The sequence below is a fragment of the Amycolatopsis sp. MtRt-6 genome, assembly GCF_017308975.1.
Lineage (GTDB): Bacteria > Actinomycetota > Actinomycetes > Mycobacteriales > Pseudonocardiaceae > Amycolatopsis.
Map to the genome: position 1 here is coordinate 1 of NZ_JADWPD010000050.1, position 20461 is coordinate 20461.

Sequence of the window (20461 nt, forward strand, 5' to 3'; positions counted from 1 at the left end):
CCATCGCCTTCACGATCAATAACCGGCCCCGCAAGATCCTCGGCTGGCGAACCCCGGCCGAGGTCTTCGCCGAGCAGCTACGCTCATTACAAACACCCGGTGTTGCATCGACCGATTGAACTCGCCCAGTACACCTCCAGCCAGTTCCGGGCCGCTCTGGCCGAGCACCGGATCCGGCCGTCGGTGGGGCGGGTGGGGTCCTGCTACGACAACGCCGTCGCCGAAGCCTTCTTCGCCACGTTGAAGACCGAGATCGGCACTACGATCTGGCGGACCCGAGCACAGGCCCGCCAGGACGTGTTCACCTGGCTGCGCTACTACAACCACAACAGGCTGCACTCCACCATCGGCCAGAACACCCCCGCCGAAGCCCGAACCAACTATCGTCAGGCCCACGCTGCCTGAAACCCCGTGTCCGCCTCAACGGGGCAACTCCACACGCGTGATTGGAGAGGCATCACGCGGGGCGGGAAAGACGACACGCCGGAAGCCATTTGGCTTCCGGCGTGTCGTGCGGGAGGCAGGTCAGGCGTCCATGGCGTCGGCCAGGGACTTCGGGCGCATGTCCGTCCAGTTCGCTTCCACGTGGTCCAGGCACTCCTGGCGGGACGACGGGCCGAAGGTGACCGTCCAGCCGGCCGGGACCTCGGCGAACTCCGGCCACAGGCTGTGCTGGTTCTCGGCGTTGACCAGCACCAGGTACGTCCCGGCGGGGTCTTCGAACGGGTTGGTCACGGCAGTCCTCCTCCTCAGGCGGTGATGTCCGTGCGGGCACTCTGCACCAGCGCGGTCAGCTTCTGGATGACCGGCGTGGCGAGCAGGTGGTTGAAGCGCGGCTCGGCCGACCAGTCTCCCAGCTGGTTGGCCTTGACCGCGGGCAGCTGGTTCCACGTCGGGAACTGCGTCATCTGGGCGCGCGGCAACGCGTACGAACGCGAGTCCGTCAGGATCAGGTCGGCCGGGTACTTGCCCGCCTGCTCCCAGGACAGTTGCTCCCAGTAGTCCTCGCTGCCGCCGCCGGAGACGATGTCCAGGCCGAGCTCGCGGTAGTACGCGAGGTCGGCGAAGAACTCCGGCTTCGCGATGTACAGGCCGTCCTTGTCGCCGTACAGCACCAGGACCTTGAGGCCGGCCTTCTCCTTCGCCGCCGCGCGCAGGTCCTCGGACGCCTTGTCGAAGTCCGCCTTGGCCTGCTTCATGGTCGCCGAGTTCGCGTCGCCGCCCAGGGCGACCGCCAGCTGCGAGTAGCGCTCGATCACCTTCGGCAGCGTGACCTTGTACTCCGACAGCGCGACGATCGGCGCGACCTGCTGCACCTTCGGGCCGAGGTCGTCGGTGAGCACCCACATGTCCGTCGGCTTGGTGCCGGTCAGGCCGGTGACGACCAGGTCCGGCTTCAGCGCGGCGAACTTCTCCATGCTGAAGTCGTCCCAGGCGTTGCCGATCGAGGTGACGGCGTTCAGGTCGATGTTGCCGGCCTGGATCTCCTTGCCGCCGTCGGCCGTCTTCTGCGGGCCGAACACGCCGACCGGGCGGACGCCGTAGTCCCAGAGCGCGGCGGCCGAGCTGGCGTAGGCCACCACGCGCGCCGGACGCTGGTCGCGCGTCGCCTTCTGGCCGCGGTCGTCGGTGAACTCCCACGGGCCGGCGGCGGCACCGCTCGACGGCTTGTCGCCGCTGCTGCACGCGGTGAGGGCCGCGGCGGCGGCAACGCCACCCGCCCCGATCAGGAATCCACGCCGGCTGAGCCCGGCAGCGCCTTCGAACACGGACATGAGAACCTCTCGCCGAACTTTAGGATAGGCACACCTTATTTAGGGCAGCCTGCCAAAGCAACTGTGTCAGCGCCCACGGCCGGACAGCTGCGCCGCGGCTCCCGGCACCGGCTCGGCCGGGTCGTGTCCCAGGTGGACCTGCCGGTTGTCCGCGTCCACGTGCACCACCCGCGGCCGGTGCCCGGCGCGCTCGGCCTCCTCCACCTGGGCGTAGGTGATGATGATGACGAGGTCGCCGGGGTGCACGAGGTGCGCGGCCGCGCCGTTGACGCCGATCACGCCCGACCCCGGCTCGCCGGTGATGGCGTAGGTCTCCAGCCGGGCGCCGTTGGTGATGTCGACGACCTGGACCTTCTCCCCCTCGACGATGTCCGCGGCGGCCATCAGGTCCGCGTCGATGGTCAGCGAGCCGACGTAGTGCAGGTCGGCCTGGGTGACGGTGGCGCGGTGGATCTTGGCGTTCATCAGGGTGCGGTGCACGTCTACTCCGTGTCTCGGGTGATCAGGATTCGTTCGGGGGCTCCGGGTGGCGGAGCCCCCGGCCCGGGGCGGAGCCCCGGTTTCAACACAGCGGCGAGACCCGCCGCGGTGGGGGTACGGAAGAACTCGGCGATCGCCAGCTCGGTCCCGAGCCGCTCGGTGATCCGGTTGCGCAGGACCACCAGCAGCATCGAATGGCCGCCGAGGGTGAACAGGTCGTCGTCGGCGCCCACGGCGGCGACGTCCAACACCTCCGCGAAGATCTCGCAGAGAGCCTTCTCCGTCGCCGTTTCCGGCGCCCGGCCGCGCGCCTCGAACGTGGGCACCGGCAGCGCGGCCCGGTCGAGCTTCCCGTTCGGTGTCACCGGGAACGCGTCCAGGGGCAGGATCGCCGCGGGCACCATGTACTCCGGCAGCGACCGCGCGAGGAACGCCCGCAGCTCCACCGGATCAGCGGTCGCAGGAGTCGTGTACGCGACCAACCGCTCGTCCCGGACGACGACCAGCGCCTGGTCGACGTCGTCGTGCCGGGTCAGCGCGGTCTCGACCTCGCCTGGTTCGATCCGGAAGCCGCGGATCTTGACCTGGTCGTCGGTGCGGCCGAGGTACTCGAGCTGCCCGCCGGGCCGCCAGCGCACCAGGTCACCGGTGCGGTACATCCGCTCCCCCGGCTCGAACGGCGAGGCGACGAACCGGTCCGCGGTGAGCGCCGGCTGCCCGTGGTAGCCGCGGGCCAGCCCGGCGCCGGCCAGGTACAGCTCGCCCGGCACCCCGGCCGGGACCGGCGAGAGGCCGCCGTCGAGGACGTACGCCCGCGTGTTGTGCACCGGACGGCCGACCACCGGCCGGTCGGCGTCGCCGAAGCGGCCGACCAGCGCGTCCACCGTGGCCTCGGTGGGGCCGTAGAGGTTGTACGCCGCCGTGCCCGGCGTCGACGCCAGGGTCTCCCACAGCGTCTGCGAGACGGCTTCACCGCCGACGCCGACCACGCCGAGGGCGCACCGGCCGTCCGCGATCACCCCGGCCGCGGCCAGCTGCGCGAAGTGCGACGGCGTCAGCTCGAGGAAGTCCAGCTGCCGCTCGCGCACGACCGCGGCCAGCCGCGAAGGGTCGCGACGGGTGTCGTCGTCGACGACGTGCACCTCGTGCCCGTCGAGCAGCCACAACTGGGGCTGCCAGGACGCGTCGAAGAAGAACGCCCACGCGTGCCCGACCCGCAGCCGACGGCCGCCCGCCGCGGCGACGGCCGGGCGGTAGAGCGTCTCGCGGTGGCTGTGGAACAGGTTGACCAGCCCGGAATGCGGGATGACGACGCCCTTGGGCTTGCCCGTCGAGCCGGACGTGTAGAGCACGTACGCCGGGTTGGCGGGCGAAGGCGGGGTAAGCGCCGCATCAGTGTCCACAATGTCCTCGACGAACAGCGCGCCGGGCACCGGCGAAGCCAGCGAACGGCTCGTGAGCACCAGCGCCGCCCCCGAGTCGGCGAGGATCGCGGCGATCCGGTCCGCGGGCTGGTCCGGGTCCACCGGCAGGTACGCCGCGCCGCTCTTGAAGACACCGAAGATCGCCTCGACGACCGCCGCCGACCGCGGCAGCACGAGCGCCACGACCTTCTCGGGACCCGCCCCCTGCGAGGCCAGCCACCGGGCGAGGCGGTCGGTCCGCGCGGCGAACTCCGCGAACGTGACACTCGACGAAGCGTCGCTCAACGCGGTCGCGTCGGGAGTCGCCGCCACCTGGGCGGCCAGCCTGTCGACGACCGTCGGGGCCGAGAGCGTCAGCGGCGCCCCGGCACCCCAGTCACGCAGGATGCGGTCCCGCTCGGTTGCGTCGAGGACGTCGAGCCGGCTCAGCGGCCGGTCCGGGTCCGCGACGACCGCCGCCATCACCCGGACCAGGCGCTCGGTGAGCGTCCGGGCCGTCGGCTCGTCGAAGAGGTCGAGGCTGTATTCGAGGTCTCCGTCGATGCCTTCGGCCGTTTCGACCAGGTCGAACGACAGGTCGAACTTCGCCTGCCGCAGCCCGGTGTCGCGGTAGGCCGCGTCGAGCCCGAGCAGCCGTTCCGGCTCGGCACCCGAGTGGTAGACGGCGAGCATCACCTGGAACAGCGGGTGCCGGGAGAGGGACCGCGGCGGGTTGAGCAGCTCGACGAGGTGCTCGAACGGCAGGTCCTGGTGGGCGTACGCCGCCAGGTCCGCTTCGCGCACGCGGTTCAGGAGCTCCCGGAACGTCGGGTCGCCGCCGGTGTCGGTCCGCAGGACGAGGGTGTTGACGAAGAACCCGGCGAGGTCCTCCAGCGCGTGGTCGGAGCGGCCGGCCACCGGCGTGCCGAGGGGGATGTCGGTCCCCGCCCCGAGCCGGGTCAGCAGCGCGGCCAGCGTCGCCTGCAGGACCATGAACGTGCTGGTGTCGCTGCGGTGCGCCAGCTCCCGCAGGCCGCGGTGGACGGCGGCGGGCACGGTGAACGGCACGGCGGCGCCGCGGTTCGTCGACCGCGCCGGCCGCGGCCGGTCCGCCGGGAGCGCCAGCTCGTCGGGGATCCCGGCGAGGGTGTCCCGCCAGAACGCCGCCTGCCGGCCCAGCACGCTGTCCGGGTCGTCGGCGCGGCCGAACATCTCCCGCTGCCACAGCGTGTAGTCCCCGTATTGCACCGGCAACGGCGTCCACTGTGGACGCTCGCCGCGCAGCCGGGCCGCGTAGGCGGTGCCGAGGTCGCGTTTCAGCGGCGGCAGCGACCAGCCGTCCCCCGCGACGTGGTGCACCAGCAGCACGAACACGTGCCGCTCCGGTCCGGCCGAGACGAGGGTGGCCCGGATCGGGAGCTCGGCGTCGAGGGTGAAGCAGTACGACGCCGCCGCGGTGACGCGCTCGTCGAGGTCGGCTTCGGCCACGGTCTCGGTGACCAGCACCGGCCGAGCCTCGTCGAGCACGACCTGCCGCGGAGTGCCCTGCTCCTCGACCAGCAGCGTCCGGAGGACTTCGTGCCGCGCCACGACGTCACCCAGCGCCGCCTGCAACGCGTCGACGTCGACCGGGCCGGTCAGGTCCCACGCCCACGGGATGTTGTAGGTCGCGGACAGCCCGTCGAGGCGGTCGAGGAACCACAGCCGCTGCTGCGCGAACGACAGCGGCAGGACGTCCGGCCGCCGCGCCGGGACCAGTGCCGGACGGCGGCCGCGGCCCGGGTCGAGGGCCGCGGCGAGCCGGGCCGGGGTCGGCGCGTCGAACACCGCCCGGATCGGCACCTCGACGCCGAGCAGCGCGCGGATCCGGCTGACCAGCCGCGTGGCCAGCAGCGAGTGCCCGCCGAGGGCGAAGAACCCGTCGTCCGGACCGACGGCCGGGACGCCGAGGACGTCGGCGAACAGCTCGCACAGCGCCTGCTCGGCGGGGGTCCGCGCGAGCCGTCCGGAGGCGCGGACCTCCGGGTCGGGCAGGGCGGCGCGATCGAGCTTGCCGTTGGCGTTCACCGGCAGCTCGGGCAGAACGACGATCGCCGACGGCACCAGGTACTCCGGCAGCCGTGCGGCGAGCGACGCCCGCAGCGCGACCGGGTCACCCGCCGGCGCCACGTAGGCGATCAGCCGGTTCTCGCGGGCGATCACGGCCGCGCGCGTCACGGACGCGTCGGCCGTCAGCGCGGCTTCGACTTCGCCGGGCTCGACGCGGAAGCCGCGGATCTTGATCTGCTGGTCGGCGCGGCCGAGGAATTCCAGAGCCCCGTCGGCGCGGCGGCGGACCAGGTCGCCGGTGCGGTACATCCGCTCCCCCGGCTCGAACGGCGAGGCGACGAACCGCTCGGCGGTGAGCGCCGGCCGGCCGAGGTAGCCGCGGGCGAGCCCGGCGCCGGCCAGGTACAGCTCGCCGCGGACGCCCGGCGGCACCGGGCGGAGACCGGCGTCGAGGACGTACGCGCGGGTGTTGGCGACCGGCCGTCCGATGGCCACCGGGCCGCAGACCTGGGCGAGGCTGTCGCCCGCGACCTCCGAGCAGCCGTAGAGGTTGACCAGTTTCGCCGACGGCCAGCGAGCCGCCACCTTCTCGGCGAGCGTCTCGGAAAGCGGTTCGCCGCTGGTGATCCAGGTGGTCACCGAGTCGAACGCGCCGGCCGGGGCGTCCTCGGCGAAGGTGTCGAGGAGGCTCGGGACCACCGTGAGCACCTGCGCGCCGGTCTCGCGCACGAAGGCGGCCAGTGCCAGGGGGTCGGTGGCCGTCGTGTCGTCGGCGAGGACCACCGGGTCACCCGCGACGAGGCCGCCGAGCAGCTCGGTCGAGCCGTCGATGAACGTCAGCGCGCTCTTGGCGACGCGCACGCCCGGGGCGAGGTCCCGGCCCCAGCGCAGCCGGTTGGCCAGGGCCCGCTGGGTGCCGGCGACGGCCTTCGGACGTCCGGTGGAGCCGGACGTGAAGATCACGTACGCCGGGTGGTCCGGGCTGATCGACGGCCAAGCCGGCTCCGGCCCGGTGTCGCCGGGCCGGACCAGGCGATCCCCGAAGCCGTCTTCGGCGACGACCAGGTGCGGTGCCGCGTCGGTGAGCATCAGCTCGACGCGGTCGGCCGGGTGGTTGCGGTCCAGGGGCAGGTAGGCGGCGCCGGTCTTGAGCACCGCCAGGAGGGCGACCACCAGGTCGACAGACCGCGGCAGCGCGACGGCCACCACGCGTTCCGGCCCGGCGCCCCGGGCGAGCAACGCGCGGGCGAGGGCCGTGGCCCGCGTGTCCAGCTCGGCGTAGGTGAGCCGTTCGGAGCCGAACGCCAAGGCGAGGGCGTCCGGTGTCCGCGCGACCTGGGCCGCGAACAGCTCGGCCGTCGTCTCCGCGGGCAGCGGGGTCGCGGGGGCGGCGGCGAGCTGCTCGTGCTCGGCGGCGGTGAGCAGGTCGACGGCGCCGATCCGGGTGTCCGGGTCGGCGACGACGGCGGCCAGGAGCGTCCGCAGCCGCTCCAGGAGCGCCTCGACGGTCGAGCGGTCGAAGACGTCGCTGTTGTACTCCGCCGTGCCGCGGATCCCGCTCTGGTGGCCGGGCCGCTCGCCGACGAAGAACGTCAGGTCGGCCCGCGCGGTGCCGGTGCGGACCGGCTCCTCCGCGACGGCGAGGCCCGGCAGCGCGAGGTCGGCGACGGCGTTGTTCTGCCACGCCAGCATCGTCTGGAACAGCGGGTGGTAGGCCAGCGACCGAGCCGGGTTCAGCGCCTCGACCAGCCGCTCGAACGGCACGTCCTGGTGAGCGTAGGCGTCGAGGCTGCGGTCCCGCACCCGGGCCACCAGGTCGCGGAACGACGGGTCACCGCCGGTGTCCACGCGCAGGACCAGGGTGTTGACGAAGAAGCCCACGAGGTCGTCGAGCGCGGCGTCGGTGCGGCCGGCGATGGAGGTGCCGAGCGGGATGTCGGTGCCCGCGCCGAGCCGGGTCAGCACCGCGGTGAGGCCGGCGTGCACGACCATGAACACGCTGGCCCCGCAGGCGCGGGCCAGCTCGACGAGTCCACTGTGGAGTTCCGCGTCCCAGCCGAAGGCGAACTGCTCGCCGCGGTAGGACGCTTCCGCCGGGTGCGGCCGGTCGGTCGGCAGCTCGATGCGTTCGGGCAGGCCGGCCAGGGTTTCGCGCCAGTAGGCCAGCTGCGGTTCGATCACCGGCTCGCCGAGGACGTCCCGCTGCCACAGCGTGTAGTCCGCGTACTGCACCGGCAGCGGCGTCCACCGGGGAGCTTCCCCGGCCTGCCGGGCGGTGTAGGCCGTCGCGAGGTCCCGCCACAGCGGCGCGGTCGACCAGCCGTCGGAGGCGATGTGGTGGAACACCAGCACCAGGACGTGCTCGCGGGCGCCGAGGCGCAGCAGCTCCGCGCGCAGCGGGAGCTCCGACTCCAGCTCGAACACCGCGCCGGCCGCCTCGGAAACCGCGTCGGCGAGCGTGGCCTCGGTGACCGCGCGGACCGGCAGCGGGATCGTGACGCCGTCGAGGACGAGCTGCCGCGCCTCCCCGTCGATCTCGGGGAACACCGTGCGCAGGGCTTCGTGGCGTTCGACGACGTCGGACAGCGCCGCGCGGAGCGCGTCGACGTCGAGGTTGCCGGTCAGCCGGACGGCCGACGGCATGTTGTAGGTCGCCGACGGGCCTTCGAGGCGGTGCAGGAACCACAGCCGCTGCTGGGCGAACGACAGCGGCAGCACGTCCGGCCGCGGCTCGGCACGCAGGAGCGCGGGCCGGGCCGGTGCCGAGCCGGAGGTGGCCAGCAGGGCGGCCAGGCCGGCCACCGTCGGCGCCTCGAACACCGACCGCACCTGCAGTTCGACGCCGAAGACCGCGCGCAGCCGGGCGACCAGGCGGGTCGCCATGAGCGAGTGGCCGCCGAGGGCGAAGAAGTCGTCGTCGACGCCGATCGACGACGTGTCGAGGACTTCGGCGAAGAGCCCGCAGAGGACCTCTTCGACCGGTGTCCGCGGGGCCCGGCCGGCGGTGACCGCCTGCTTGTCCGGGCTCGGGAGGGCGCGCCGGTCCAGCTTGCCGGAGGCCAGCAGCGGGAGCCGGTCGAGGACCACGAACGCCGAGGGCACCATGTACTGCGGCAGCCGGTCGCGGACGTGCGCCCGCAGCGCCGCCACCAGCGTGCTCGTGTCCCGTTGCCCGGCCGGGTGGTTGCCCAGCGCTTCGAGGGCGGCCCGGACCGGGCGGCCGCGGTGGATGCGCGTGGGCTCGCCGGTGGTGAAGACGGCTTCCAGCGCGCCCTCGTCCACGGTGAGGGTCGCGTAGACGCGGTAACCGTGCCGCGCGCCGAGGTCGTGCAGCGTCTCGGGGTCGACGCCGGATCGATCCTCCAATGAGGACAGTGCCGCCTCGGCGTCGCCGGCGGCCAGTGCGGCGACGGCGGCGAGTTCGCCGGACAGCCGGGCGTTGGGCACGCCGGTGACGCGCAACCGGGCCGGGCGGGCCGCCAAGGCTGCTTCCAGGTCGTCCAGGGCGACGACCAGCTCTTCGGGGGTGTCGGGTCGCGGTGCCTTGCGGAGGACGACGTCGTAGCGGTGCCGGGTCAGCTCGTTGTGGGCGTGGCCGCGCTTGACCCACAGGTCGACGTCGTCGAAGCCGTCGAGATCCAGGGCTGCGAAGAAGTCCGGGTCCAGGACCAGCTCGCCCTCGCGGGCGATCGCCTGGTCGACGGCGGCGACGTCACGGCGGCCGTGGCGCAGCTCGGTCGCGGTCCGGAACGCCCGCAGCGAGCGGAGGTTCCGGATGTCACCGAGGAAGATCACGCCGCCGGGCCGGACGTGCGCCGCGGCCGTGCGGATGACCTCGGCGAGGTAGCCGACGCTCGGGAAGTACTGGGCGACCGAGTTGATGATCACCGTGTCGAACTCCGGCAGCTCGCCCAGGTCGTGGGCAGGGCGCGCGGCGAGGTGCACCTTGCTCGCGAACGGCGTCGCCGCGAGTTCCCGCCGCAGGTTGGCGATGGCCTTTTCGGACAGGTCGACGCCCCAGTACTCCTCGGCGTCCGGCGCGATCCGCGACAGGATGAGCCCGCTGCCGACGCCGATCTCCAGCACCCGCTTCGGCCGCAGCGCTTGGATCCGCTCGATGGTCGCAGCGTGCCACTCGCGCATCTCTTCCAGGGGGATCTCGGAGCCGTCGTAGCTGGAGTTCCAGCCGGTGAAGTTCTCCTCCAGCCCGCCGGACGCGGCTTCGGTGAAGACGTTCTCGTGCAGCTCGCGCCACTCGCCGACGTGGTCCAGCTCCGCTTCCTCGTCCCGCCCGGCCGCGGGCACGGCATAGGCGATGAGCCGCCCGTCCTGGGCGACGACGACGGACTGCCCGACGGCCGGGTGCTCGGCGAGCACCGACTCGATCTCGCCCAGTTCGATGCGGTAGCCGCGGATCTTGACCTGGTCGTCGGCCCGGCCGAGGAACACCAGCCGGCCGTCCGGCAGCCACTTCACGAGGTCGCCGGTGCGGTAGAGACGGCCGCCCGAACCGAACGGGTCCGCCACGAACCGCTCCGCCGTCAGCGCCGGCCGGCCGAGGTATCCCCGCGCCAGGCCGGAACCCGCGAGGTAGAGCTCCCCCACCACGCCGGGCGGGACCGGCCGCAGCCCGGCGTCCAGGACGTAAGCCCGGGTGCCGGGGTCGGGGACGCCGATCGGGACGACCGTCGCGTCCGCCAGCTCGGCCGGGTCGCTCTCGCCGAGGGTCGAGTTGGTGGTCGCCTCGGTCGGGCCGTAGGCGTTGAACATCCGCCGCCCCGGCGCCCAGCGGCGCACCAGCTCCGGCGACACGCGTTCGGTGCCCGCCAGCAGCACGCTGTCCCGCGGCAGGTCGAGGTCCGCCGGCATCGCGTCGAGCAGGGCGGGCGGCAGGATCATGAAGTCGACGCCGTGGGCGTGCGCGTACTCGGTGAGCGCCGGGCCGGCGACCCGCCGCTCGGCCGGGACGACCACCAGGCGGCCGCCCGACAACAACCCGAGGCAGAGATCCCAGAAGGCGACGTCGAAGCTCGGCGACGCGAACTGCAGCACGCGGCTGTGCGGGCCGACCCCGAAACGTTCGACCTGGGTGGCGACCAGTTTCGCGACACCGGAGTGCTGGAGAACGACACCCTTCGGCCGTCCGGACGAGCCGGACGTGTAGATCACGTACGCCGCGTTCTCCGGCTTGACCACAACCGCGGGGTCCACTGTGGACGACGCTTCGAGTGCCGCGTCGTCGAGGAGGACCCGGGGCAGGGCCGCGGGCAGCTTCGCCTCGACGTCCCGGGTGGTCACCACGCAGACCGGGGCCGCGTCCTCGACCATGTAGGCGATCCGGTCGCCCGGGTAGTCGACGTCGATCGGCAGGTACGCGGCACCGGCCTTGAGCACCGCCAGCTCGGCGATGATCATGTCGACCGACCGCGGCACGGCCAGCGCGACGACCCGCTCCGGGCCGGCACCGCGAGAAAGCAGCAGGTGCGCGAGGCGGTTGGCGCGGGCGTTCACCTCGGCGTAGGTCAGCTCGACGTCCTCGAACACGAGTGCCACCGCGTCGGGGGCTTCGGCGACGCGGCGGGCGAACATCCCGGGGAACGTCTCGGTGCCCGCCGGGTCGAGCGAGCCTGCCCACTCGGTGAGCACCCGGTCGCGCTCATCGCCGTCGAGGAGGTCCAGGGCGCCGACCGGGCGGTCGGGCTCGGCCAGCGCCGCACGCAGCAGCACTTCCAGGCGGCGCAGGATCGCGTTCGCGCCCGCGTGGTCGAAGACGTCGGCGTTGAACTCCAGGACGCCGGCGATCCCGGCGTCGCGCTCGGTCAGCGAGATCGACAGGTCGAACTTCGACGTCCCGGTGGTCACCGGGACCTCGGTGACGGCCAGGCCGGGCAGGGTCACCTCGGCGCGGGCGTTGTTCTGCCCGGCGATCATGACCTGGAACAGCGGGTGGTACGACAGCGACCGCGCCGGGTTGAGCACCTCGACCAGGCGCTCGAACGGCACGTCCTGGTGGGCGTAGGCGTCGAGGTTGCGCTCGCGGACCCGGGCGAGCAGCTCGCGGAACGTCGGCTCGCCGCCGGTGTCCACGCGCAGGACCAGGGTGTTGACGAAGAACCCGACCAGGTCGTCGAGGGCCGGGTCGGTGCGCCCGGCGATGGGCGAGCCGATCGGCACGTCGGTGCCCGCGCCGAGGCGGGTGAGCAGGGCGGCGAGGGCCGCGTGCACGACCATGAACACGCTGGCGCCGCTCTCGCGGGCCAGCTCGGCCAGGCTCGCGTGGAGGCCGGCGTCCCAGGTGAAGGTGTGCAGCTCGCCGCGGAAGGTCGCGGTCGCCGGGTGCGGCCGGTCCAGCGGCAGCTCGATCCGGTCCGGCAGGCCGTCGAGGGCCGTCCGCCAGTAGTCCAGCTGCGCGCTCAGCACGCTGTCCGGGTCGTCCTCGCGGCCGAGCAGGTCCCGTTGCCACAGCGTGTAGTCCGCGTACTGCACCGGCAGCGGCGTCCATTGTGGAGCGTCACCGGCGCGGCGGGCGGCGTAGGCCGTGGCGATGTCGCGCCACAGCGGGGCCATCGACCAGCCGTCGGAGGCGATGTGGTGGAACACCAGCGCGAAGACGTGCTCGCGGGCGCCGAGCCGCAGCAGCTCCGCGCGGACCGGCACGTGCCGCTCCAGGTCGAACGACCCGCGGACCAGCCCGGTGAGGGCCGCGTCGAGGTCGGCGACCTCGCGCACCGGCAGATCGACGTCCACGGCCGGGAGGATGTCCTGGTAGGGCACGCCGTCCCGCTGCGGGAAGCGGGTGCGCAGGGCCTCGTGGCGGGCGACCACGTCCGAGAGCGCCGAGCGCAGCGCTTCGACGTCGAGGTCGCCGTCGAGCCGCATGACCAGCGGGACGTTGTAGGTGGCCGAGGGTCCTTCGAGGTGGTGCAGGAACCACAGCCGCTGCTGCGCGCCCGAGAGCGGGACGAGGTCCGGGCGGCGCGCGGGCAGCAGCGGTGGCCGCGCGGTCCCGCGAGCGGTGGCGAGCACCCCGGCCAGGCCCGCCGGGGTCGGCTTCTCGAAGACCGCCCGCACTTCGAGTTCGGCATGCAGCGTGGTGCGGACGCGGGCGATCAGCCGGGTGGCCAGCAGCGAGTGGCCGCCGAGGGCGAAGAAGCTGTCGTCCGGGCCGACCCGCGGCAGGTCGAGGACGTCGGCGAAGAGCGCGCACAGCTGCCGTTCGACCGGCGTGCGCGGCTCCCGTTCCGAAACCGGTGCGCTCGCCTCCGGCGCCGGCAGCGCGCGGCGGTCGAGCTTGCCGTTCGCCGTCACCGGCAGCGCGTCGAGCAGGACGATCGCCGACGGCACCATGTGCTCCGGCAGCCGTTCGGCGGCCAGCGCCCGCAGGTCCGCGGACAGGGCCGCGCTGCGGCGGGCGCGCCGGGGGTTGCCGGTGTAGGTCAGGAGGTCCGCCGAACCGGGCCGGAACGCGCCGGCCGGGTCACCGCTGGTGAACAGGACGTCGACCGAGCCGTCGCCGGCCGCGGACCAGGTGACGACCGCACCCAGCGCGTACCAGTCCTCGGGGTTCACGCCTTCGGTGATCCGCCCGTTCGGGACGCCTTCGACGCGCAGGCCGTCGCGGCGCCGAGCGACCACTTCGTCCACAGAGGACACATCGGTGCCCCAGGTCAGCGTCTCGGCCGGGAGGGGCTCGGCGGTCCCCGGCCGCAGGACCACGTCGTAGCGGTACTGGGTGAGTTCGTTGACCGCCCGGCCGCGCTTGACGCGGATGTCCGCGGCGACCCCGTCGAGGCCGGCGAAGAACTCCGGCGCCACCAGGAGTTCCTTTTCCCCCGGCAGAAGCTGGTCGACGTCGCCGCCGCGGGCCTGGGCCACGGCGGTGTGGAACGCCCGGACCTGGCGCAGGTCGCGGACGTCCCCGACGAAGAGCGCCCCGCCCGGCGCCAGGAGTGCCAGGGCCTGGCGCACGACGTCGAGGAGGTACGTCCCGCTCGGGAAGTACTGGACGACGGAGTTGAGCACGATCGTGTCGAAGAACCCGGACGGCAGGCCGGCGAGGTCGGCGGCCTCGCCGGTGCGCAGTTCGACGCGCCCGGCGAGCGTGGGGTCGGCCGCGACCCGCTCGCCCAGCGAGGCGATGGCCTCGGCGGAGATGTCCGTGCCCCAGTAGGCCTCGCAGTCCGGAGCCAGCTCGGTCAGCAGCAGGCCGCTGCCGACGCCGATCTCCAGGACCCGCTTCGGCCGCAGCGAACGGATCCGGGCGACGATGGCGTCGCGCCACTCGCGCATCTCCTCGGGCGGGAGCGGCTCGCCGGTGTAGCTGGAGTTCCAGCCGGCGAACTCGTCGCCGGTGCCCGAGTGGATCTCGGTCTCCTCCTCGGCCGCACCGGGCGTGTCCGCCGGGACGACGTACCCGACCAGCCGGACGTCGCCGGGCCGGTCTTCGCGGGCGACGACGACGGCGTGGGCGACGTCGTCGTGCGCGGACAGCGTCGCGGCGATCTCGCCCGGCTCGACGCGGAAGCCGCGGATCTTGATCTGCTCGTCGCCGCGGCCGAGGAACTCGAGGACGCCGTCGGGCCGGAAGCGGGCGAGGTCGCCGGTGCGGTACATGCGGGTGCCCGGCGCGCCGAACGGGTCGGCGACGAACCGCTCGGCGGTGAGCCCGGCCCGGCCGAGGTAGCCGCGGGCGAGCTGGACGCCGGCCAGGTACAGCTCGCCGGGGGTGCCCGGCGGGACCGGGCGCAGGGTGGCGTCGAGGACGTAGGTGCGGGTGTTCCGCACCGGACGTCCGATGGGGACGGAAGTGTCCGCCGCGGACGTGTGCCACGCGGTGACGTCGACCGAGGCCTCGGTGGGGCCGTAGAGGTTGTGCAGTTCGGCGTCGAGGACCTCGGGGAACCGGGTGACGGCGTCGAGCGGCAGCGCCTCGCCGCTGCACAGCACGCGGCGCAGGCTCGTGCACTCCGCCGCCGCCGGCTCCTGGAGGAAGACCTGGAGCATCGACGGGACGAAGTGGACGGTGGTGACGCCGCGGTCGCGGATCAGCCGGGCGAGGTAGGCGGGGTCCTTGTGCCCGTCCGGCCGGGCGAGCACCTCGGTGGCGCCGGTGAGCAGCGGCCAGAGGAACTCCCACACCGAGACGTCGAAGCTGGACGGCGTCTTCTGCAGCACGCGGTCGCCCGTGGTGAGGCCGTATTCGTCCTGCATCCAGAGCAGCCGGTTGACGATGCCGGCGTGCGGGACGACGACGCCCTTGGGCCGGCCGGTCGACCCGGAGGTGTAGATGACGTACGCCGGGTTTTCCGGCCGCAGCGGCACGTCCAGGGGCTCGTCCGGAACCCCGGCCAGGGTGTCCGGGTCGTCCAGCAGCAGCGCGCCCGGGACGGCGGTCTCCGCGACGGCCAGCACCAGCGCCGGGTCGGCGTCTTCGAGCATGAACGCGATGCGGCCGGCCGGGTAGCCGGGGTCGAGCGGCAGGTAGGCCGCGCCCGTCTTGAGGACGGCCAGGATCGCCGTGACCAGGTGCGTCGAGCGCGGCAGCGCCAAGGCGACCACGCGTTCCGGCCCGGCTCCGCGCGCGGCCAGCACGCGGGCGAGGCGGTTCGAGACGGCGTCCAGCTCGGCGTAGGTGAGTTCGTCGTCTTCGAAGACCAGCGCCGGGTGGCCGGGCGTCCGCGCGACCTGGGCGGCGAACAGCTCGGGCACGGTGACCGCGGGGACGTCCTCGACGGCACCCGACCAGGTCTGCTCGAGGCCGGCCCGCTCGGCCGTCGTGAGCACGTCCAACGAACCCAGGCGGCGGTCCGGCGCGTCGACAACCTGCCTGAGGAGGGTTTCCAGGCGGTCGAGGAGGCCGGTCACGGTGGCCCGGTCGAACACCTCGGCGTTGAACTCGGCCTGGCCGTGCAGGCCGTCGGCGCCTTCGGTGAAGGAGAACCAGAGGTCGAACTTGGCCGTGCCGGTGCCGACGGGCTGCTCAGTCACGGTCAGGCCGGGCAGCTCGACGCCGCTGCCGGGGGTGTTCTGCCAGGCGAGCATGGTCTGGAACAGCGGGTGGTGCGCCAGCGACCGGGCCGGGTTCAGCGCTTCGACCAGCCGCTCGAACGGCACGTCCTGGTGGGCGTAGGCGTCGAGGCTGCGGTCCCGCACCCGGGCCACCAGGTCGCGGAACGACGGGTCACCGCCGGTGTCCACCCGCAGCACGAGGGTGTTGACGAAGAACCCGACCAAGTCGTCGAGCGCGGCGTCGGTGCGGCCGGCGATCGGGGTGCCGATCGGGATGTCGGTGCCCGCGCCGAGCCGGGACAGCACCGCGGTGAGGCCCGCGTGCACGACCATGAACGGGCTGGCTCCGCACGCGCGGGCGAGGTCGGCGAGCCCGGCCTGGAGCCCGGCGTCCCAGGCGAAGGTGAAGAACTCACCGCGGTGGGCCGAGACCGCCGGGTGGGGGCGGTCGAGCGGGAGCGCGATGCGGTCGGGCAGGCCACCGAGCGTTTCACGCCAGTAGCCGAGCTGTGCGGCTTCCTCGGTGGCCAGGAGTTCGCGTTGCCAGAGCGTGTAGTCCGCGTACTGCACCGGCAGCGGCGTCCAGGGGGGAGCTTCGCCGCGCAGGCGGGCGCGGTAGGCCGTGGCGATGTCCCGCCACAGCGGGGACAGCGACCAGCCGTCGGCGGCGATGTGGTGCACGACCAGGACCAGCACGTGCCGCCGCGGGTCGACGGTGAGCAGCTCCGCGCGCACCGGCACACCGGCCCCCAGGTCGAACACGCCGCGGACCAGCCGGTCCACCTCGGTGTCCGCATCGGACACCGAGCGGACGGTGAGCGCCACCGTCCCTTCCGGCAGGACCTGCTGGTACGGGACGCCGTCGACGACCGGGAAGACCGTCCGCAGTGCCTCGTGCCGGTCGACGACGTCGTTGAGCGCTTCCCGCAGCGCGTCGACGTCGAGTTCCCCGGCCAGCCGCATGACGAGCGGGACGTTGTAGGTCGCCGAGCCGCCGTCGAGGCCGTGCAGGAACCACAGCCGCCGCTGCGCGAACGACAGCGGCAGCCGCTCCGGCCGCTCGGTGACGCGGGTGAGCGGACGGCGTTCGGTCCCGGTGACGGCCCCGGCGAGCAGCTCCGCGAGCGCGGCCGGCGTCGGGGCGTCGAACACCGCCCGCACCGGCACCTCGGCGCCGACGGCCGCGCGGATCCGCTGGATCAGCCGGGTGGCCAGCAGCGAGTGCCCGCCGAGAGCGAAGAAGTCGTCGTCCGGACCGGCCTGCGGCACCCCGAGGACGTCGGCGAACATCTCGCACAGCAGCTGCTCGACGGGGTTGCGCGGCGCGCGGCCCGGTCCGGCGGTGAAGCGTTCCGGGCTGGGCAGGGCCTTGCGGTCCAGCTTGCCGGAGGCGAGCACCGGCAGCTTGTCCAGCACGACGAACGCCGAGGGCACCATGTACAGCGGCAGCCGGTCCCGCACGTGCGCGCGCAACGACGCCACGAGCGCACCGGTTTCCCGGCGGGCCGCGGGGTTGTTGGCGTACGACGCCGGCGTGCCCGTCTGCCGCACCGGGCGGTAGGCCGGCCCCTCTCCCGAGCGCCCCAAGGCCACATTGGGGCGCATGAAGACGGCCTCCAGCTCGCCCCCGTCGGCCGCCGGCGTGATCGCGACGCGGTAGCCGGCCCGCTCGCCGAGCGCGTACAGGGCTTCCGGGTCGACGCCGTCCCGGCGGTCGAGGGCGGCCAGGGCCGCCTCGGCGTCGCCGGTGTCCAGGGCGCGGACCGCGGCCAGCTCGCCGGCCAGCCGCGCGTCCGGGATCGCGGTGACCCGCAGCCGAGCCGGGGTCTCGGCGGCCAGGAACCGTTCCACCGCACCGAGGTCGCCGAACGCGACGACCTGCTCGTCGGCGACGGCGCGCTGCGGCGCCTTCCGCAGCACGACGTCGTAGCGGTGCCGGGTCAGCTCGTTGTGCGCGGTGCCGCGCTTGACCCACAGGTCGACGTCGCCGAAACCGTCGAGGCCGCGGGCGAGGGCCGGGAAGAAGTCCGGGTCGAGAACCAGCTCGCCCTCGCGGGCGATCGCCTGGTCCACGGCGGCGACGTCGGCCCGGCCGCGGCGCAGCTCGACGGCGGTCCGGAAGGCGCGCAGCGAACGCAGGTTGCGGATGTCGCCGAGGAAGATCGTCCCGCCCGGCTTCAGCAGGTCCGCGGCGGTCCTGACGACCTCGGCGAGGTAGTCGGCGCTCGGGAAGTACTGGGCGACGGAGTTGATGACGACGGTGTCGAACGGCTCGTCCGGCAGCTCGCCCAGGTCGTGGGCGGGCCGGGCGGCGAGGTGGACCTTGGCCGCGTAGGACGTGGCCGCGACCTCGCGCCGGACGTTCTCGACGGCGCTCTCGGAAAGGTCGACACCCCAGTAGGTTTCGGCGTCCGGGGCGATCCGCGACAGGATGAGCCCGCTGCCGACGCCGATCTCCAGTACCCGCTTCGGCCGCAGCGAACGGATCCGGTCGATCGTCGCCGCGTGCCACTCCCGCATCTCTTCCAGCGGGATCTCGGTGCCGTCGTAGCTGGAGTTCCAGCCCGCGAAGTTCTCCTCGATGCCGTGGGAGCCGGCGAGCATCTCCTCGTGGACGTCGTGCCATTCGTCGACGTGGCCCTGTTCGGCCGCCGCGTCGCGGTCGGGCACCGGGACGGCGTAGGCGATCAGCTGCCCGTCCTGCGCGACGACGACCGACTGGCCGACGCGCGGGTGCTCGGCGAGCACCGACTCGATCTCGCCCAGTTCGATGCGGTAGCCGCGGATCTTGACCTGGTCGTCGGCCCGGCCCAGGAACACCAGCCGGCCGTCCGGCAGCCACTTGACGAGGTCACCGGTCCGGTAGAGCCGTCCGCCGGAACCGAACGGGTCGGCCACGAACCGCTCGGCGGTCAACCCCGGCCGCCCGAGGTAGCCGCGGGCCAGGCCGCTGCCGGCGAGGTACAGCTCCCCGACCACCCCGACCGGGACCGGGGCGAGGTGCGCGTCGAGGACGTACGCCCGGGTGCCGGGGTCCGGCACGCCGATCGGCACGGCCGAGCCCGGGGCGATCTCGGGGTCGCAGAGGCCGAGCGTCGAGTTGGTCGTGGCCTCGGTCGGGCCGTAGGCGTTGAACATCCGCCGCCCCGGCGCCCAGCGGCGCACCAGCTCGGGCGAGACGCGTTCGGTGCCCGCCAGGAGCACGCTGTCCCGCGGCAGGTCGCAGTCCTCGGGGAACTCGGCGAGCAGGGCGGGCGGCAGGATCATGAAGTCGACGCCGTGGGCGTGCGCGTATTCGGCCAGCTCGGGACCGGGCACCCGGCGCTCGGCCGGGGTGATCACCAGGCGGCCGCCGGAGAGCAACCCGAGGCAGAGGTCCCAGAAGGCGACGTCGAAACTCGGCGACGCGAACTGCAGCACCCGGCTGTGCGGGCCCACCCCGAACCGCTCGGACTGCGTCGCGACGAGCTTCGCGACCCCCGCGTGGGAAACCACGACGCCCTTGGGGCGCCCGGTGGAGCCGGAGGTGTAGATGACATAGGCGGCGTTGGCCGGGACGATCGCCGCGGCCGGGTCCGTCGCCGGTGCGCCGCCGGTGTCCAGATCGTCGAGGAGCAGGACGTCGCCGTCGAAGAGCCCGGCCAGTTCGCCGGTGGTCACCACGCACACCGGGCGCGCGTCGGACACCATGAAGGCGATCCGCTCGGCCGGGTAGTCCTGGTCCAGCGGGAGGTAGGCAGCGCCGGCCTTGAGCACGGCCAGCTCGGCGACGATCATGTCGATCGAGCGCGGCACGGCGAGCGCGACGACCTGCTCGGGACCGGCACCGCGGCCGATGAGGACGTGGGCGAGCCGGTTGGCGCGCGCGTCCAGTTCGGCGTAGGTCAGCTCCTCGTCTTCGAAGACGAGCGCGACGGCGTCCGGGTTCTCGCGGACGCGGGCCGCGAACAGCTCCGGGAACGTGACCAGCGGGGTGGCGAGGTCCGTGTCGTTCCAGCCGTCCAGGATCTCGTGCCGCTCCGGCGCGGTCATCAGGGCGAGCCGGTCGACCGGCCACTGTGGACGTTCGGTCGCCGCGGCGAGGAGGTGCCCGAGGTGGTCGAGCATGCGGTCCACAGTGGACTCGTCGAGCACGTCGGCGCGGTAGCGCAACCCGCCGGTGGTCAGGTTGAGATCCAGCGGAAGGTCCGTTTCGGCGCCGAAGCCGACGTTGACGAGCAGCGCGCCCCCACGACCGGGCTCCGGGTCCAGCTCGGCGACCAGGTCGGCGAACGGCACCTCGTGCGCGAGCGCTTCCTCGCGCGCCTCCCGCACCCGGGCCACGACGTCGGCGAACCCGGGCGAGCCGCCCAGGTCCACCCGCAGCGGCACCAGCGAGCCGATCCCCAGCTGGACGTCGACAGTTCCCGCATAGCGGGACAACAGCACCGTGAACGCCGCCAGCAAGGTCAGCTCGTCGGCCTCCGGCAACGGCCGGCCGAGCACCGCCCGCGCGCCGGGCTCCGCCGGGTACGGCCGGTCGACCGGCAGCGGCAGCTCCTTCGGCGCCGAAGCGAGGCGGTCACGCCAGAAACCGAGCCTCGACACCTGCTGCTGCACAGCGTCACCGTTGCTCACCGGTAGACCAGCCTCCCGCTGCTCACGCACCCCGATCGGGGTGCAAACTTAGGTGACCCTAACAAACGGATGGTGAGGACGCACTCCTGTACCATCGGTTAGCCTTACCTAAAATCAGTACCAGTCGGA

General features: G+C 73.4%; 5 protein-coding genes. 1 reads left to right on the forward strand and 4 read right to left on the reverse strand.

Annotation, left to right across the window (positions count from 1 at the left end):
• Positions 1–99 precede the first annotated feature (99 nt).
• Entirely contained in the window at positions 100–405 is a 306-nt protein-coding gene (locus I4Q55_RS46870) for an integrase core domain-containing protein (RefSeq protein WP_206797355.1), read from the forward strand.
• 120 nt (positions 406–525) lie between these two features.
• Here the strand turns inward: I4Q55_RS46870 and I4Q55_RS46875 are convergent, their stop codons facing one another.
• The 4 genes from I4Q55_RS46875 to I4Q55_RS46890 form a co-directional block, all read right to left on the reverse strand.
• Complete coding sequence (locus tag I4Q55_RS46875; protein WP_206797356.1) at positions 526–735, reverse strand: MbtH family protein; 210 nt, start codon at positions 733–735, stop codon at positions 526–528.
• 14 nt (positions 736–749) lie between these two features.
• Positions 750–1775, reverse strand: a complete 1026-nt coding sequence (locus I4Q55_RS46880) for an ABC transporter substrate-binding protein (RefSeq protein WP_206797357.1) — start codon at positions 1773–1775, stop codon at positions 750–752.
• A 66-nt stretch (positions 1776–1841) separates the two neighbouring features.
• Positions 1842–2255, reverse strand: a complete 414-nt coding sequence (gene panD / locus I4Q55_RS46885) for an aspartate 1-decarboxylase (protein WP_206797358.1) — start codon at positions 2253–2255, stop codon at positions 1842–1844.
• Positions 2256–2257: 2 nt separating this feature from the next.
• Positions 2258–20332, reverse strand: a complete 18075-nt coding sequence (locus I4Q55_RS46890) for an amino acid adenylation domain-containing protein (RefSeq protein WP_374194546.1) — start codon at positions 20330–20332, stop codon at positions 2258–2260.
• Positions 20333–20461: the final 129 nt, after the last annotated feature.

Coding starts and splice junctions, on each gene's coding strand:
- I4Q55_RS46880 (WP_206797357.1), bottom strand. CDS start 1,775: ATGTCCGTGTTCGAAGGCGCTGCCGGGCTCAGCCGGCGTGGATTCCTG.